Genomic DNA, 16,261 nt, shown 5'->3' on the forward strand with positions numbered 1-16,261 from the left:
TAGGCCGCTCGCGGCCGTATCGAAACCCAGGGCCCGATAGCGTGGTGGCATGCGTGTCGCCACCTGGAATGTGAACTCCATCCGCACCCGTCACGGGCGGGTCGTCGACTGGCTCGTCCGCGAAGACATCGACGTGCTCGGCATGCAGGAGATCAAGTGCAAGCCGGAGCAGTTCCCCCTCGAGGCATTCGAGGAGGCCGGGTACGAGGTCGTCGCGCACGGCCTCAACCAGTGGAACGGCGTCGCCTTTGCGAGCCGTCTCCCGCTGGAGGATGTCGAGCTGTCATTCGACCAGCAGCCCGGCTTTCTCAAGGGCGCCGAGGGGCCGGACCAGCCGCTCGAGGCCCGCGCGATCGGCGCCACGGTCGATGGTGTGCGGCTGTGGTCGCTCTACGTGCCGAACGGGCGCTCGCTTGACGACCCCCACTACGTCTACAAGCTGGACTGGCTCACGCGGTTGCGTGAAGCATCCGCGGCCTGGATGGCGGCGAATCCGGGGAGCCCGCTCGCCCTCATGGGCGACTTTAACGTGGCACCGCTCGATTCGGATGTCGGCGACCCCACGCTCGTGCCAGGCGTCTCAACGCACATTTCGCCGGCCGAGCGCGACGCGTTCTTCGCCTTCGAGTCGATCGATGTCACCGATGTGGTGCGGCCGGTCGTGCCAGAGGGTTACACGTACTGGGACTACAAGCAGCTGCGGTTTCCGCGCAACGAGGGGCTGCGCATCGACTTCATCCTCGGTTCGCCCGAGTTTGCAGACCTGGTGACGGATGCTTCCATCCACCGCAATGAGCGCAAGGGCGACGCCCCGAGCGACCACGTACCCGTCGTCGTCGACCTTGCGCTCGATGGCGACGACGACGACCGGCCCATGATTTTCTAGACGACCGCTCCGAGCACCTCCCGCTCAAGCCGCTCGTAGCTGGTCTCCATGCCGTCAACCATGCCGGTGGCGAGGATCATGTCCCTGGTCTCGACGTCGGGATAGATGATGACGAGCGACAGGAGCGTGCCGCCCTCGACGGCCCGAAAGCTCAGCTCATTGCGCGTGCCGGGGCCGGGCATTCCCTCCATCAGCTCGGTCGCGACCTCACGGTGGGGCGGCTCGGATTCCAGGGTCACGCCGACGAAGGCGAAGGCACCCTCGCTGCCGTCGGTCGGTTCCCACGCGTAGCGATACGGTTCGCCGACGCCGCTCGAGATGGTGCACTCGCTCATGCGCCACCCGTCCGGACCGAGAAGCCACCGCTGCATGAGCTCAGGGTCGTGGTGTGCGCCCCAAACCTGCTCGACCGATCCCCGGATGACGCGGCTCACGCGCACGTGGGTGTCACTGAGGAGCTGCAGTTCGGTGCCCTCGCCCGCCGCGAAGGAGGCCAGGTCTTCGACGACCCTGTCGATCTGCGACATCGCCGAACGCAGCCCCTCTTCCATGCCCATCTCGAGAAGCTGCTCGAGTTCCTCGAGGGAACCGAAGCGTGTCGTCGTGACAACCTTGGAGCCCGCACCGGACCCGGAGAACTCGAACAGCATCGTCATGGACGGCATGTCGGCGTTGGGCGTGCCATCGTCGGAGGCGAAGCCGTCGCGAACTTCGAACGAGCGCCCCTCGTCGACCGCGGTGAACTCCCAGTAGCCTGCCGACCGCTCGCCGTCCGGGCCGTTCATGGCGTAGTCGGAGCGGCCGCCGACCGTCATGTCGTGACGGGTGAAGGTCGCGGGCCATTCCTCCGGCCCCCAGAACTTCTCCAACTGCCGGGGATCGGCATAGGCATCCCACAGGCGGCGCACCGGCACCGGGAACTCGGCGACGATCGTGAGCGTGAGGGCGTCGACGTCTTTTTCGACTGACGTGATGGGCATGATGACTCCTAGCGGTCGGTGGTGCGGTCGGGCTCGAGACGTCCGTCGTCGGCGAGCAGTGCATCCAGGCGGTCGATCCGGCGGCGCCAGATCTGTTCGAACCGCCCTAGCAGGGCCTGGGCCCGCTGGATGGCGTCGGGGTTTCCGCGCACGATGCGTTCGCGGCCCTGCGGTCGTTTGGTCACGAGACCTGCTCCCTCCAGGACGGCGATGTGTTTCTGCACGGCGGCGAATGACATGTCGTACGGTGCGGCGAGCTGGGACACCGTCGCGTCCTCCACGAGGATGCGGCGCAGGATGTCCCGGCGCGTCGCGTCGGCGAGGGCTCGGAAGAGCCGGTCGACCTCGTCGTCGCTGAGGTCGAACCGGGACTCGTCATCTGCTCGCTGAATATATGCAACCATTTGGTTGTAGATTACGCCCTGGGTGCGCATCCGTCAACGCATGCTTGTCGGGATGAGCTCGTTGTTGCGCTGCGCACCACACCACCTCCCAGCCAAGCGCAGGGGTGGTGTGTTAGTTTGTTCTCAACACGGCTAGCCGCTATCTCTTCACCGAGAGGCGGCTAGTTTTCTTTTATGACGCACGACAGCAGCTACGCCAAGCCGTTCAAGACGGTACGTGAGCAAGTTGCGTTACTCGCGACGCGCGGCATGGATGTTGGGGACCGGGACACCGCAGAAGCACTGTTGAGTCGGATCGGCTACTACCGGCTCTCGGGGTACTGGTACCCATATCGTGAGCGGGATGCTGACGACGGTGGCAACATCGTCGTGAAGTCGACAGTTCGGCCCGGGACGACACTCGCGCGCGTCTCCGCGCTGTACGACTTCGATCGCGAACTGAGGGCCTCCCTGTTTGAGGCCCTGGAAGCAGTTGAGGTCGCCATCCGATTCCAAGTCGGCCACACCCTCGGACGCCGAGACATATTCGCCCACCGCAAACCGACTGCTTTGGCCCCGGGATTCAACTCGGTGACTTCTCCGACTCACGCCGATCCTGAAGAATCAACCTCGTCGGGTCCGCCTGTGCACCCCGAAACGAAGACTAAGCTCGACCAGAAGGCGCCCTTGAAGACGCGCCATCAGGAGTGGCTGGAGCGCTTCGACGAACAGGAACGCCGGTCCCAAGAGGCGTTCGCTACGCACTTTCGCTCTAAGTACGGTCCGCACCTCCCGGTATGGGTGGCGACCGAGGTGATGTCCTTCGGGACTCTTGCGCAACTGTACGACGGTTCCACTCAAGATGACCGTGAGCGGATCGCGGCCAGCTTGGACCTGATCAATAAAGACGGCAAAGGTGATTCAGCACTGCTATCAAACTGGCTGAACCACATTCGCTACATTCGGAACCTCTGCGCCCACCACTCACGCCTGTGGAACCGCAGTTTTTCTGTTGAGCTGGCCTCGGCCGCTCACGTACCCGATCTAGCCCATCTTACGGACAAGTCGCAGCGGCGCCTGTACGGCACGATTTCGGTGCTCACGTTTCTTCTCGCCAGGGTCGCGCCATCGGCAGATTGGAGGATCCGCATCCAAACTCTCATCCAGTTGCGGATCAGCGAGTTGGAGCTGGATCCGGACGCACTCGGGTATCCACCCGCCTGGGAGACCGCTGGCATGTGGCGGGATGACTATCAGCGGGATCCGAAAATTGCCAAGCAGGTCAGTCTGTTGGCGGATCTTGATCTGGCGAGCAGTTCGTCGATGCGTGAACGCCTTCGCAGCCGGGAACCGAAAGACCGTCGTAGCTGGCTGAACTACCTACGAAGTCGGCATGCCCTGGTGTGGGTCACTATGGGCCAAACGAAACTGTTCCCGTCGTTCCAACTGAATACTGACTCTGGGGACATTCACTCCGTTGTCGGCGACATCAACGCTGAATTGTATGCGCGCCTGACGGACGACGGCACTGCCGACGAGGATGCTCGGTGGCGAATCTTGGAATGGTGGATCACCCCGGTGCGCGCCCGCGCTGCCACTCCGCTCGAACAACTCCAGGAGGGCACTCTGACTGTCGGAGGAGCACGGCCCACCTTTCCCTAGCTGCCCGATGGCGTGCAGACTCTTGGCCAAAGCCAAAGCCAAAGCCAGAGCAAGTGCGCCTGGTGAGCGTCAGAACAAGGAGACACCGACTACACGCCAGATGCCCGACCTGGGCCAGCTCATCGGGACTAGCGCAGGGTTTCAGCTCAAGAGGGCGGCGATCAGCAGCAGCACGGGAAGCGACCCCAACGTCGTGACAAAGATCGTGTCCCTTGCGACAATGACGCCGCGGTTGTGCAGTTGCGCGTAGTTGAAAATGTTCTGCGCGGTCGGCAGGGCGGCGAGCCCAACGGCGACGAAAAGCTCCTGGCCGTCGAGGCCGAACCCGAAGCGCGCGATCGCCCAGGCGGCGAGCGGCATGAGGGCGAGCTTGATGGCGGAGGCGAGCAGCACATCTTTGCGCCCCGACTTCGGCTGCAGAATGCGCTGGCCGTGCAGCGAGATGCCGTAGTTCAGCAGCATGAGTGGCACGGAGGCGGCGCCGACAATGAGGAACGGTTCCATCACCGGTTCTGGCAGCGTCACACCCGAGATCGAGACGATCACGCCGAGCGCCGAACCGATGAGGATGGGGTTGCGCAGCGGCTGCGCGATCGTCGAGAGCAGCGAGCCCCGACCCTTCGTCGCCATGTCGAGCAGCGCGAGCCCGATCGGCGCGAGCACGAGCAGCTGCAACAGGATGATGGGGGCGGATGCCGCGGCATCCCCCAGCACGTAGACCGCAACGGGGATGCCGATGTTGTTGGCGTTGACGTATCCGGATGAAAGCGAACCGATGATCGCCTCGGGCATCGCGCGCCGCCACAGCAGTCTGGCGATGAGCGCGAAGGCGGTGATCGCGATCGCCGCGGCAAGGGCGGCGATGGCGAGGGCGGGGGAGAAGAGCTGATCGACCGGGGTGGTCGAGAGGATCGTGAACAGCAGGCACGGCGCGAGCACGAAGTACACGAGCCGCGCGAGCACGAGCGGCGCGTGGGGGCCGAGGAGACGGATGCGCCCGAGCACGTAGCCCGCGGCGATGATCGACGCGATGATCGCGAAACCGACGAGGACGCCACCCATGGGTCCATCCTGCCAGCGGCGGCGCCCTCAGGATGACGAGCACATCACGTCGACCGATGACGAGCCTCGGGTTGCCGACTGAGATCCCGCTGGTTGAGTAGGCCGCTCGCGGCCGTATCGAAACCCGCCGATCGGCACGGGGTTTCGATACAGCCCTAGCGGGCTTACTCAACCAGCGGGCTTACTCAACCAGCGGGCTACTCAGCCGACGAGCGCGCGCTGCGAAACCTTGTAGCCGGCACCCTTGTGCTCGGGGGGCAGGTGGTCGCCCGCGCCGAACAGCTTGTTGCGGAGCGTGCCCTCGGTGTACTCCGTGGGGTAGACGCCGCGCGCCTGCAGCACGGGGATCACATACTCCACGATGTCTTCGAAGGTGCCGGGCGTGATCGCGTAGGCAAGGTTGAAGCCATCGACATCCGTCTCGTCGACCCACTCCTGCAGCTGGTCGGCGATCTCTTCGCCCGAGCCGATGATGGTGGGGCCGAGGCCGCCGATGGCGCTGTGCCGGGCGATGTCGCCGACGGTCCATTCGCCGCCCGTGGCGTTTGCCTTCTGAAAGTTCGACACGGTCGACTGAATCGCGTTGCTCTTGACGTTGCCGACCGGCTCGTTGAGGTCGTACTGCGACAGGTCGATGCCCATCCAGCCCGACATGAAGACGAGCGCGCCTTCTTCGCTCGCATACGTCAGGTATTCGGCGTGCTTGGCGCGCGCCTTCTCCGGCGTCGCGTCGGTGATGACGGTGAGCAGCGTGTAGATGCGGGCAGAGTAGCGGTCGCGGCCGGTTGCCTCGATCGCGTCACGGATGCTCTTGACGGTCTCTTTGAGCACCTCTTTTGTCGGCGCCGCGACGAAGATCGCTTCAGCGTTGCCTGCCGCGAACTCGATGCCGCGCGGTGACGCGCCCGCCTGGTAGATCACGGGAGTGCGCTGCGGAGACGGCTCCGAGATGTGGATGCCGGGCACCGTGAAGTACTTGCCCTCGTGGCCGATCGAGTGCACCTTCGACGGGTCGGTGAAGAGACCGGACTCCCGATCGACGACAACCGCGTCATCCTCCCACGAGCCTTCCCACAGCTTGTAGAGCACCTCGAGGTATTCGTCGGCGTGGTTGTAGCGCTCGTCGTGCTCCATCTGGTCGTCGTGACCCATGTTGCGGGCGGCGCTCGGCAGGTAGCCGGTGACGACGTTCCAGCCGACACGGCCGTTCGTGAGGTGGTCGAGCGTCGACATGCGACGAGCGAACGGGTACGGATGCTCATACGCCGTGCCAGCGGTGACGCCGAAGCCGAGGTGCTCGGTGACGGTCGCCATGGCCGAGACGAGCATGAGCGGGTCGTTGACGGGAACCTGCGCGCCATGCTTGATGGGCGCCTCGTTGCCGTCGCCGTACACGTCATAGGTGCCGAGCACGTCGGCGATGAAGATGCCGTCGAAGCGTCCGCGTTCGAGCAGCTTGGCGAGCTCGGTCCAGTAGCTGAGGGTGTTGTAGTTGCGTGAGCGGTCTTGCGGGTGGCGCCACAGCCCAGACGACTGGTGCGCGACACAGTTCATGTCAAATGCGTTGAATCGGATCTGCCGGGTCATGGGGCTGCCTTTCGCTGAGAAGACAATGGTCGCCCCGCGCCCCCGCGCGCGCGAATGGACGTGACACATTTCGTCACGCATCGCTAGAGTGGAGCCAGCGTCGCGTGCCGGTGGCAGTCAGTGTCAGGCATGGAGGCGCCGAACCGAAGGGACACGACATGACTCTGTCGTCAACTTCGCTCTCGCGTGACTGAGCGTCACCAGCCTGAGGGCGAGCGTGCGAGGATCGTCGCCTGGAGTGCTGAACTGCGCGCCGTGCACGAGCGCCTCCGCGGTGCCCTGCGCGTCACGATGGAGGCGCTCGAAGACGGTCGCGAAGCCGATTCGGCGTCGCGGGACCTGCTGCTGTTCTGCCACGGGTTCTGCGCGGCGCTCGACGCACACCATCGCGGCGAGGACCGCACGCTGTTTCCGGCGATCGCGGCGCAGCATCCGCAGCTCGCAGACACGCTCAGGGCGCTCGAACAGGATCACTCGATGATCGCTCACCTGCTCGGCGGGCTACAGTCCGCTGTCGACCGTGCGGCGACGCCGGCCGAGCTGCTGCTGCACGTCGAGGGGGTGTCGGCCATCATGGAGAGCCACTTCCGCTACGAGGAGCGGCAGCTGCTGGTTGTGCTCGAAACCCTGCACCTCGACGCGGATCCCGCTGTGGTGCTCGGCCCTCTGTGAGTCGAAACGCAGTTCACTTGCGCCAAATCGCCCCCTGCGGGCGCCTGGAAGGGCCATTCGGCGCGAGTCACAGCGGCGGGGAGTCGCGTCACGGCGCCCACGTGGCGCTGTGTGACGGGCGGATGCGGGGCCGGCCCGTGTGGGGGCATACCGTTGTCTGGTGAGCAGCACCGACATCCCGAGCACCGACATCCGCGAACTCCTCGTCGAAACCCGCAGCTTTGCCGCCCCAGAGCACATCGCGGCGGGCGCGAACGTCGGGCGCGAAGCATGGGCGGATGCCGCGGCAGACCCCACCGCGTTTTGGGAGCGGGCCGCGCACCGCCTCGACTGGCACGAGCCGTGGCACACCGCCCACACGTGGCAGCCGGCGCTGCAGGCGGACGGGACGCTGCAGCCTCCGCAGGCGGAGTGGTTTGTGGGCGGCCGCCTCAACGTCGCCGTCAACTGTGTCGACCGGCACGTGGCATCCGGCAACGGTGGGAAGGTCGCGTACCACTTTGAGGGTGAGCGTGGCGACACCCGCACGATCACCTACGCCGACCTGCAGCGCGAGGTGGCGAAGGCGGCGCACGCCCTCACGGAGCTCGGCATCGGGCCCGGCGACCGGGTCGTCGTGTACCTGCCGGTCATCCCCGAGACGGCGATCATTACGCTCGCGATCGCGCGGGTCGGTGCCGTGCACTCCCTCGTGTTCGGGGGTTTCAGTGCGGAGGCGCTGCGGTTCCGCATCGAAGACACGGGGGCGAAGCTGCTCGTGACGAGCGACGGGCAGTTCCGGCGCGGCAAGGCCGTGCCCGTGAAGGCGCAGTCCGATGCGGCTGCGGCCGGGCAAGACACGCTTGAGCACGTGCTCGTCGTGCGCCGGACCGGAGAAACGGATGTCCCGTGGACGGAGGGCCGCGACGTGTGGTGGCACGACGTGGTCGACCGGCAGCCAGAGACCCACGAGGCCGAATACTTCGACTCCGAGCATCCGCTCTTCATCATCTACACCTCGGGAACGACGGGCAAGCCGAAGGGGCTCGTGCACACGAGCGGCGGCTACCTTGCGCAGAGCTCGTGGAGCCACTGGGCGATCTTCGACATCAAGCCGGGCGACGTGTACTGGTGCACGGCCGACCTCGCCTGGGTCACCGCCCACACCTACGCCCTCTACGGGCCGCTCTCGAACGGCGTGACGCAGGTCATGTACGAGGGCACGCCAGACACCCCGAAGCCCGGCCGCCACTTCGAGATCATCGCGAAATACGGCGTGACGATCTATTACACGGCGCCGACGCTCGTGCGCACCACCATGACGTGGTTTCCGGATGGGGTGCCCGCCGAATACGACCTGTCGAGCATCCGCCTGCTCGGTTCGGTGGGTGAGGCGATTAACCCGGAGGCGTGGATGTGGTTCCGCGCCAACGTCGGCGCAGGCACCGCACCCATCATCGACACGTGGTGGCAGTCGGAGACTGGCGCGGCCATCATGGCCCCACTCCCCGGCGTCACAACCCTCAAGCCGGGTTCGGTGAGCCGAGCGCTGCCGGCCCTCACGACGCGCATCGTCGACGACAACGGTGCGGATGTCGCACCGGGCGCCGGCGGCTACCTCGTCATCGAGGGCACCTGGCCGGCGATGGCGCGCACCGTGTGGGGCAACCCGCAGCGCTACCTCGACTCGTACTGGGCACGCTTCGCCGAGCAAGGGTTCTTCTTCTCCGGCGACGGCGGCAAAGCCGACGCCGACGGCGACATGTGGGTGCTCGGCCGCGTCGATGATGTCATCAACGTGTCGGGTCACCGCCTCTCGACGATCGAGATCGAGTCGGCGCTGGTGTCGCATCCGCTCGTCGGCGAAGCCGGGGTGACACGGGGCACGGATGCGACGACAGGCGAGGCGATCATCGCCTTCGTCGTGCCCTCCCGCGAGGTCGACGCAGACGCACTCACGGCGGCCCTCCGCACCCACATTGCGCACGAGATCGGGCCCGTTGCGAAGCCGCGCGACATCATCGTTGTGCCCGACCTGCCGAAGACCCGCTCCGGCAAGATCATGCGGCGGCTGCTCGGCGACATCATCGACGGCAGACCACTCGGCGACGTGACCTCGCTGCAGGATTCGACCGTGCCGCAGACCATCGCGACCATCGTCGCGGCCCGGGAGGGCTCTAAGCTGGCTCGGTGAACGACGACGCAGAAGTAACTTCGAGCCCCGTCGTCGCAACAGTGCACGACCACCTGCTCGAGGCGATCTACGACGGAACCCTCCTGCCAGGCGACCGGCTGAGCGACGCTGAACTCGCCGAACGGTTTGGCGTGTCGAGAACCCCCGTGCGGGAAGCCATTCAGCGGCTTCGCAACCTCGGCGTGATCGAAGCATCAGCCAACCGCTTCACCCGCGTCGCCCAGGTGACCCCGCAACAAACCGCCAACGCCATGGCGGTGTGGATTGCGCTCTACCGGGCGCTCGTCGAAGAGGTGGTACCAACACTGCCCGACGAGACCATCGCCGCCATGACCGCCGACCACGACGAGTTCGTCGCCCTCATCGCGACGGCAGACTTTTCCGCCCTCGCCAGAGCGAACTTCGACTTCTACGCCCGACTCAGCGCCCAGTCACACAACGATGTGCTCCTGCGCTCCATCACCGGGGTCGTGTACATGATTCGGCTCGGCAGCCTCCACCTTCCGGAGGCGATCGATCTTGCGCAGCTCTCACAGCGCCAAGACGAGCTGCTCGTCGCCCTCCGCGCGCGGGACGTCGCGGCAGCGATCACCGCGATCGAGGGGCTGCGTCGCATCCGCATTCCTGAAGCGTAGGCAGGGGCTGGTGTTCGCCCAGCCCCAGGCATAGCCTCTCGGTATGGCTCGACTCGATGTCAACGGCGCATCCATCTACTACGAGACCGACGGCGACCCGTCGGCCCCCAGCCTGCTGCTCATCCACGCGGGCATCGCCACCCTGCGAATGTGGGATGCGATCGTGCCGAGCCTCGCCAAACAGCACCACGTGATCCGCTTCGACTGCCGAGGCTTCGGCGAGACCACCACGAGCGATGTCGAGTTCTCAAACCGGGCCGACGTAGTCGCCGTGCTCGACCACGTCGCGGTCGAAAAGGCCACGATCATCGGATGCTCGCGGGGCGGGCAGATCGCCCTCGACGTCGCGGTCGAGTTTCCCGAGCGGGTCGCCGGGGTGGTGACGGTCGGCGGCGGAGTCAGCGGGTTTCCGCCGATCGAGCTCACACCAGAGGAAGACGAGCTCATCGACCGCATGGATCTGGCCTTCGAGCAGGCCGAATGGGAGACCCTCAACCGGCTCGAAGTCGAACTGTGGGCATTCGGCGTGCGCCGCGACCGTGGCGGGCTCGACCCCGACTTCGTGCGCACCGCCTACCAACTCAACGAACCAAACCTCGCCCACCTCAACGAAAAACCCACGCCAGTGCCGCTCGAGCCGCCCACCTACGATCGGCTCGTCGACATCACGGTGCCGACGCTCATCATGATCGGCGACCACGACCTCAGCGAAGTGCTCGTCGCGCACGAATACCAGCTCTCCGCACTGCCGAAAGCCGACGGGGCGCGGTTTCCCGACGCCGCCCACCTACCGAGCGTCGAACAGCCAGAAGAGTTCGAGCGGGTGCTGTGCCGGTGGTTGGCTGAGCACGACCTGTAGCGCTCAGCCGGCGGGGGTAGCCCGCGCGACGGATGCCGCGGCATCCGTTGCTCGCTAGCCTTGACGGATGGACCACTGGGTGAGGCCGCTGCCCGACCGCGCGGCAGTGCGGCGCGACACCCTCGGCGCGGTCGCGATGCTCGTCGGCGCGACGCTGAGCCTCATGCTGTATGTGCGACTTGGCTGGTTCGAGAACCCGGCACCCCTGTGGCTCAGCGCCATCGTCATCCCCGCCGTCACCCTGCCGCTCGCGCTGCGCCGACGCTACCCGGAGGTCGTCGCGGTCGTCATCTCGATCGCCTTCTTCGTCGGTCAGCAGTTTGCCGTGCCCGAGCTCCTTGTGAGCAACATCACCCTCTTCATCGCCGTCTACAGCGTCGGTGCGTGGGGTCGGAGTCGTCGCGTCGCGACCGTCGTCCGCTTCGTCATCGTCGTTGGCATGTTCGTGTGGATCATCATCAATCTCATCATTTCGATGAGCGACCCCGACATGCTCCCCGACGTATCGCGGAGCGGTCTGTTCTCGCAGTTCGCCTCCTACGCGCTCATCAGCTTTCTCACCAACGTGCTCTATTTCGGTGGCGCCTGGTATTTCGGCGACCACATGTGGGCGGCCGCGCGGGAACGCGCCGAACTCGTCCGCCGCACCGCGGAACTCGCCGAGGAACGCGAACACGGCATGCAGCAGGCCGTCGCGCTCGACCGCGTGCGCATCGCCCGCGAGCTCCACGACGTCGTCGCCCACCACGTGTCAGTCATGGGGGTGCAGGCGGGCGCGGCGCGACGTGTCATGGCGCACGACCCGGCAAAAGCATCCGAAGCGCTCGAAGTGATCGAGTCGAATGCCCGTTCTGCCGTCGATGAACTGCACCGACTCCTCACCACCCTGCGCGACCCCGGCACCGGCGACGAGCCGGTGGATGCCGCCGCCGAGTCGGCCTCGACCCGCGGCCTCGAACAGCTGCCGCAGCTTGTCGACGCGACCTGTGGCGCCGGCACCAACGTCACTCTCGTGGTCGTCGGAGAACCGCACCCCGTAGCGACCCTCGTCGGCTTCACCCTGTACCGGGTGGCGCAGGAGGCCCTCACCAACGTGCGCAAACACGCTGGCGATCGCGCGGAAGCCGAAGTGCGCCTCCGCTATCTCGGCGACCGCGTCGAGCTTGAGATCACCGACACGGGGCTCGGGCGCGGGCTGAGCTCGCGCCGCAGCCCAGGGCTGGGGCACATCGGCATGCGCGAACGACTCACGGCGGTCGGCGGCACGCTCGAGGTCGGTCCGCGCTCACGCGGCGGCTACCTTGTGCGCGCGGTCGTGCCGCTCACGAGCGCCGCACCGCCGAAACCCTTCGACACCGCAGAGGCTTCCGCATGACGCGCGTGCTGCTGGTCGACGACCAAGAACTGGTGCGTGCCGGATTCCGCACCATCCTGCAGAGCGAAGCCGGCATCGAGGTGGTCGGCGAAGCCTCCAACGGCGCCGACGCGATCACCCTCGCCCGCGAGCTCGCACCAGACGTCATCTGCATGGACGTGCAGATGCCGGGAATGGACGGGCTCGAAGCGACGCGGATGCTCGTGGCCGACGACTCCGTCACCGCCGGGGTGCTCATCCTCACCACCTTCGACCGCGACGACTACCTGTTTGAGGCGCTGCAGGCCGGGGCATCCGGGTTCCTGCTAAAAAACGCGAGCCCAGAAGACCTCATCGACGCCGTCGCCGTCGTGGCTCGGGGCGATGCGCTGCTGTCGCCGACCGTGACCCGGCGGGTGATCGCACGCTTCACCGGCGCCGACCCGCTCCCTCGCGAGGCCGCGACCGCGCCCAACCGCGACACCGAATCGCTGCGGGACCTCACCGATCGCGAGTGTGAGGTGCTCGAACTGCTCGCCGCTGGCCTCTCGAACTCAGAGATCGCCGGCCGCCTCTATGTCGGCGAGGCCACCGTCAAGACGCACGTCTCAAAAGTGCTCATGAAGCTCGGGCTGCGCGACCGCATCCAGGCCGTCATCTTCGCCTACGAGCACGGCATCGCTGCTCCCACCGCTGGCTAACTCCACCTGCAGGGGGAGCGCGAAGACCACCCGCGCGGCGGATGCTCGGCCCCCGCCGCATCCGTACCGTGGAGCCATGCTCGAACTCGACTCCATCACCCGCTCCTTCGGCGAGCGCAAGGTGCTCGACGACGTCAACTTCAGCGTCGCCCGTGGACGCATGACCGGATTCGTCGGCGGCAACGGCGCCGGCAAAACCACCACCATGCGCGTCATGATGGGCGTGCTGACGCCGGATTCCGGCACCGTCACACTAGACGGCGAAGCGATCTCCGACGCCCGGCGCACCCGCTTCGGGTACATGCCAGAAGAGCGTGGCTTGTACCCGAAAATGAAGGTCGCCGAGCAGATCACCTACCTCGCGCGGCTGCACGGCCTCGACCGCGAGCGGGCCAAAACGAATGCCGTCACCCTGCTCGATCGGCTCGGCCTCGGCGAACGCATCGATGACACGGTCGAGAGTCTGTCGCTCGGCAACCAGCAGCGCGCCCAGATCGCCGCCGCGCTCGTGCACGAGCCAGACGTGCTCATCCTCGACGAACCCTTCTCGGGCCTCGACCCGATCGCCGTCGAGGTGGTGCTCGGGGTGCTCAAAGATTATGCCGACCGGGGCGCGCCCGTGCTCTTCTCCTCACACCAGCTCGACATCGTCGAACGCCTCTGTGACGACCTCGTCGTGATCGCCGACGGCAGCATCCGTGCCAGCGGGTCCCGCGAGGGCCTCCGCGCCGCCCACTCCGGCAACCGCTACGAACTCACCGTCTCGGGCGACCTTGGCTGGCTCCGCGACGAGCCCGGCGTCGAGGTCGCAGAGTTCGACGGCGGGTACGCCGTGTTCGACGCCGACAGCGCAGAGACCGCGCAGCGTGTGCTCCGCACGGCGATCGCCGGCGGCTCCGTGCTCGCCTTCACCCCGCAGCATCCATCGCTCGCCCAGATCTTTAAGGAGGTCATCCAGTGACCAGCCCGACTTCGACCGGCGGTGACATCCGCCCCCTCCGCATGGGCAGCGCGGTGTGGCTTGTCGCCGAACGCGAGATTCGCATGCGGCTCCGCAGCAAAGCATTCCTCATCAGCACCGCCATCCTTGTGCTCGCGGTCGTCGCCTCCGTCGTCTTCGGCGGCATCATGAGCCGCACCGTCGAACTGCCAAAGGTGGCGGCGGTCGGGTCGACCGTCGCCCTCGCCGAAGAAACCGGTGCATTGGATGTCACGGAGGCGAGCTCGGTCGACGAAGCCGAAGCCCTCGTGCGCGACGGTGAAGTCGAGGCCGCCATCGTGCCGAGCAACTCCGCCGATGCCGCCACTGGTGTCGAAGTCATCGCGCTTGAGGAGGCATCAGGCACCGTGCTGCAGGCTCTCAGCGTGACCCCGGAGGTCACCCTGCTCGCGCCGTTGGAGGATGGCCCGGCCGGCTATCTCATTTATCTCGTTTCCCTCGCCTTCGGACTCATCTTCCTCATGTCGGCCCTCACCTTCGGGCTTGCCATCTCGCAGAGTGTCGTCGAGGAGAAGCAGACGCGCATCGTCGAGATCATCATGGCCACCATCCCCGTGCGTGCAATGCTCGCCGGCAAGGTGATCGGCAACAGCATCCTCGCGTTCGGGCAGATCATCATCATCATGGTGGCCGCGAGCGTCGGGATGCTCGCGTCGGGTCAAGATCTGCTGCTCGCCGAGGTGGGGCCGTCACTCGTGTGGTTCGTTGTGTTTTTCATGCTCGGCTTCGTGTTGCTCGCCTCGCTGTTCGCGGCCGCGGCGGCCCTCGTCTCGCGGCAGGAGGATCTTGGGGTGACGACAGGACCCATCACCTACCTCGTGATGATCCCCTACTTCTTGGTGATCTTCTTCAACGACAACCCGGTCGTGCTCGCGATCATGTCGTACGTGCCATTCTCGGCCCCCGTCGGTATGCCTATGCGGGTGTTCCTCGGCACGGCCGAATGGTGGGAGGTGCCGCTTTCGCTCGCGGTGCTGCTCGCCTCCACCCTTCTGGTCATCGCGCTCGGCGCACGCATCTACGAGAACGGTCTGCTCCGCATGGGCGCCCGCGTGAAGCTGAAGGAGGCGCTCGCAAAGTAGTGCCCCTGCCGGTTGAGTAGGCGCGCCAGCGCCGTATCGAAACCAATGTTGCGCGGGTGGGTTTCGATACGGCCGCGGGCGGCCTACTCAACCGGCAGGGATGGGGGACACTTGACGGATGCGAATCCACGATCCTGCACGGCGCCACTTCGCGAGCGATAACTATGCGGGCGTGCACGCCGAGGTGCTCGCCGCCATCGCCGAGGCGAACGGCGGACACCAGGTGGCCTACGGCGCCGACGTGTACACGGCCCGACTGCAGGAGGTCGTGAAGGGGCACTTCGGCGACGCGGCAGAAGCCTTCCCCGTCTTCAATGGCACCGGCGCGAACGTCATCGCCCTCACCAGCATGCTGCCGCGCTGGGGTGCCGTCATCACGGCGAGCACCGCGCACATCAACACGGACGAAAACGGTGCCCCCGAGCGGATTGCCGGCATCAAGCTTCTCGCGGTCGACACCCCAGACGGCAAGCTCACCCCAGCACTCATCGACCGTCACGCTGGCGGGCGCGGCGACGAGCACCGCGCCCAGCCGCTCGTCGTGAGCGTCACCCAGTCGACCGAGCTCGGCACCGTGTACACGCCCGGCGAGCTGCGGGCCGTCTGCGATCACGCCCACGCCCTCGGCATGCGCGTGCACGTCGACGGGGCTCGCCTTGCGAACGCCGCCGCCGCACTCGGGGTCGACCTCCGCGCCATCACGAGCGATGTCGGGGTCGACCTCGTGAGTCTCGGCGGCACCAAGAATGGCCTGCTCTATGGCGAGGCCGTCGTGGTGCTCTCGCCCGAAGCATCCGTCGGCCTGCCGTTTTTGCGCAAGTACACGGCCCAGCTGTCGTCGAAGATGCGATTCGCGTCGGCACAGCTCATCGCGCTGCTCGAGGGCGACCTGTGGCTGCGTTCGGCCCAGCATGCGAACGCGATGGCGACGCGGCTGCGGACGGGGCTCGAGCGAGCGATCGCCGACGGTCACGCCGACGGCCTGCGGTTCACCCAGCCGAGCGACGCGAACGCGCTCTTCGCTGCCCTGCCACGCGCGGCTACCGCGGCACTCCGCGAGCGTCACCACTTCTATGACTGGGATGCCGCGACCGGCGAGGTGCGCTGGATGACCTCATTCGACACCACCGAGGCGGATATTGACGAGTTCATCGCCGACATCGTCGCCGCGCTCGACGGGGCCGGTTGAGCGGGTGTTTTTTGCTGCGGCGGGTGAAGTTTCGCC

15 protein-coding genes are annotated in these 16,261 nt (G+C 66.4%); 11 read left to right on the forward strand and 4 right to left on the reverse strand.

All coding sequences use genetic code 11. The annotated features are described in order from the left end of the window. Nucleotides 1–49 precede the first annotated feature (49 nt). A complete protein-coding gene (locus ACY48M_RS10180; protein ID WP_462820173.1) occupies nt 50–886 on the forward strand; it encodes an exodeoxyribonuclease III in 837 nt (278 codons plus the stop codon). Here the strand turns inward: ACY48M_RS10180 and ACY48M_RS10185 are convergent. Next, nucleotides 883–1,866: an SRPBCC family protein gene (locus ACY48M_RS10185; RefSeq protein WP_462820174.1), complete on the reverse strand. Its 984-nt coding sequence runs from the start codon at nt 1,864–1,866 to the stop codon at nt 883–885. The two genes, ACY48M_RS10180 and ACY48M_RS10185, sit on opposite strands and share 4 nt — an antisense overlap. Nucleotides 1,867–1,874: 8 nt before the next feature. Beyond that, nucleotides 1,875–2,270, reverse strand: a complete 396-nt coding sequence (locus tag ACY48M_RS10190; protein ID WP_462820175.1) for an ArsR/SmtB family transcription factor — start codon at nt 2,268–2,270, stop codon at nt 1,875–1,877. 174 nt (nt 2,271–2,444) lie between these two features. On the opposite strand from ACY48M_RS10190, the gene ACY48M_RS10195 reads away from it, so the two are divergent. Beyond that, nucleotides 2,445–3,911, forward strand: a complete 1,467-nt coding sequence (locus ACY48M_RS10195) for an Abi family protein (RefSeq protein WP_462820176.1) — start codon at nt 2,445–2,447, stop codon at nt 3,909–3,911. Nucleotides 3,912–4,052: 141 nt separating this feature from the next. Here the strand turns inward: ACY48M_RS10195 and ACY48M_RS10200 are convergent, their stop codons facing one another. After that, the gene (locus tag ACY48M_RS10200) at nt 4,053–4,973 is read right to left on the reverse strand and encodes an AEC family transporter (RefSeq protein ID WP_462820177.1); all 921 of its coding nucleotides are present in this window, start codon (nt 4,971–4,973) and stop codon (nt 4,053–4,055) included. Between the two features lie 201 nt (nt 4,974–5,174). Continuing rightward, complete coding sequence (locus tag ACY48M_RS10205) at nt 5,175–6,560, reverse strand: LLM class flavin-dependent oxidoreductase (RefSeq protein WP_462820178.1); 1,386 nt, start codon at nt 6,558–6,560, stop codon at nt 5,175–5,177. A gap of 186 nt (nt 6,561–6,746) precedes the next feature. Between ACY48M_RS10205 and ACY48M_RS10210 the strand changes: the two genes are divergently transcribed. The 9 genes from ACY48M_RS10210 (at nt 6,747) to ACY48M_RS10250 (ending at nt 16,225) form a co-directional block, all read left to right on the forward strand. Then, the gene (locus ACY48M_RS10210) at nt 6,747–7,232 is read left to right on the forward strand and encodes a hemerythrin domain-containing protein (protein ID WP_462820179.1); all 486 of its coding nucleotides are present in this window, start codon (nt 6,747–6,749) and stop codon (nt 7,230–7,232) included. 160 nt (nt 7,233–7,392) lie between these two features. Next, complete coding sequence (gene acs / locus ACY48M_RS10215) at nt 7,393–9,405, forward strand: acetate--CoA ligase (protein WP_462820180.1); 2,013 nt, start codon at nt 7,393–7,395, stop codon at nt 9,403–9,405. After that, nucleotides 9,402–10,040 (forward strand): GntR family transcriptional regulator, encoded by a 639-nt coding sequence (locus ACY48M_RS10220; protein WP_462820181.1) that lies wholly within the window; start codon nt 9,402–9,404, stop codon nt 10,038–10,040. Before acs ends, ACY48M_RS10220 begins: the two co-directional genes overlap by 4 nt. Nucleotides 10,041–10,083: 43 nt before the next feature. Further along, nucleotides 10,084–10,899 (forward strand): alpha/beta fold hydrolase, encoded by an 816-nt coding sequence (locus tag ACY48M_RS10225; RefSeq protein ID WP_462820182.1) that lies wholly within the window; start codon nt 10,084–10,086, stop codon nt 10,897–10,899. A gap of 67 nt (nt 10,900–10,966) precedes the next feature. Then, nucleotides 10,967–12,274, forward strand: coding sequence for a sensor histidine kinase (locus ACY48M_RS10230; RefSeq protein WP_462820183.1), 1,308 nt, complete (start codon nt 10,967–10,969; stop codon nt 12,272–12,274). Next, a complete protein-coding gene (locus tag ACY48M_RS10235) occupies nt 12,271–12,954 on the forward strand; it encodes a response regulator (protein WP_462820184.1) in 684 nt (227 codons plus the stop codon). The genes ACY48M_RS10230 and ACY48M_RS10235 overlap by 4 nt, the downstream gene beginning before the upstream one ends. Nucleotides 12,955–13,030: 76 nt before the next feature. Beyond that, the gene (locus tag ACY48M_RS10240) at nt 13,031–13,915 is read left to right on the forward strand and encodes an ABC transporter ATP-binding protein (RefSeq protein WP_462820185.1); all 885 of its coding nucleotides are present in this window, start codon (nt 13,031–13,033) and stop codon (nt 13,913–13,915) included. Then, entirely contained in the window at nt 13,912–15,036 is a 1,125-nt protein-coding gene (locus ACY48M_RS10245; RefSeq protein ID WP_462820186.1) for an ABC transporter permease, read from the forward strand. Before ACY48M_RS10240 ends, ACY48M_RS10245 begins: the two co-directional genes overlap by 4 nt. A 118-nt stretch (nt 15,037–15,154) precedes the next feature. After that, the gene (locus ACY48M_RS10250) at nt 15,155–16,225 is read left to right on the forward strand and encodes a threonine aldolase family protein (protein ID WP_462820187.1); all 1,071 of its coding nucleotides are present in this window, start codon (nt 15,155–15,157) and stop codon (nt 16,223–16,225) included. The last annotated feature ends 36 nt before the right edge of the window (nt 16,226–16,261 follow it).

It is taken from the genome of Homoserinimonas flava, from assembly GCF_054969005.1.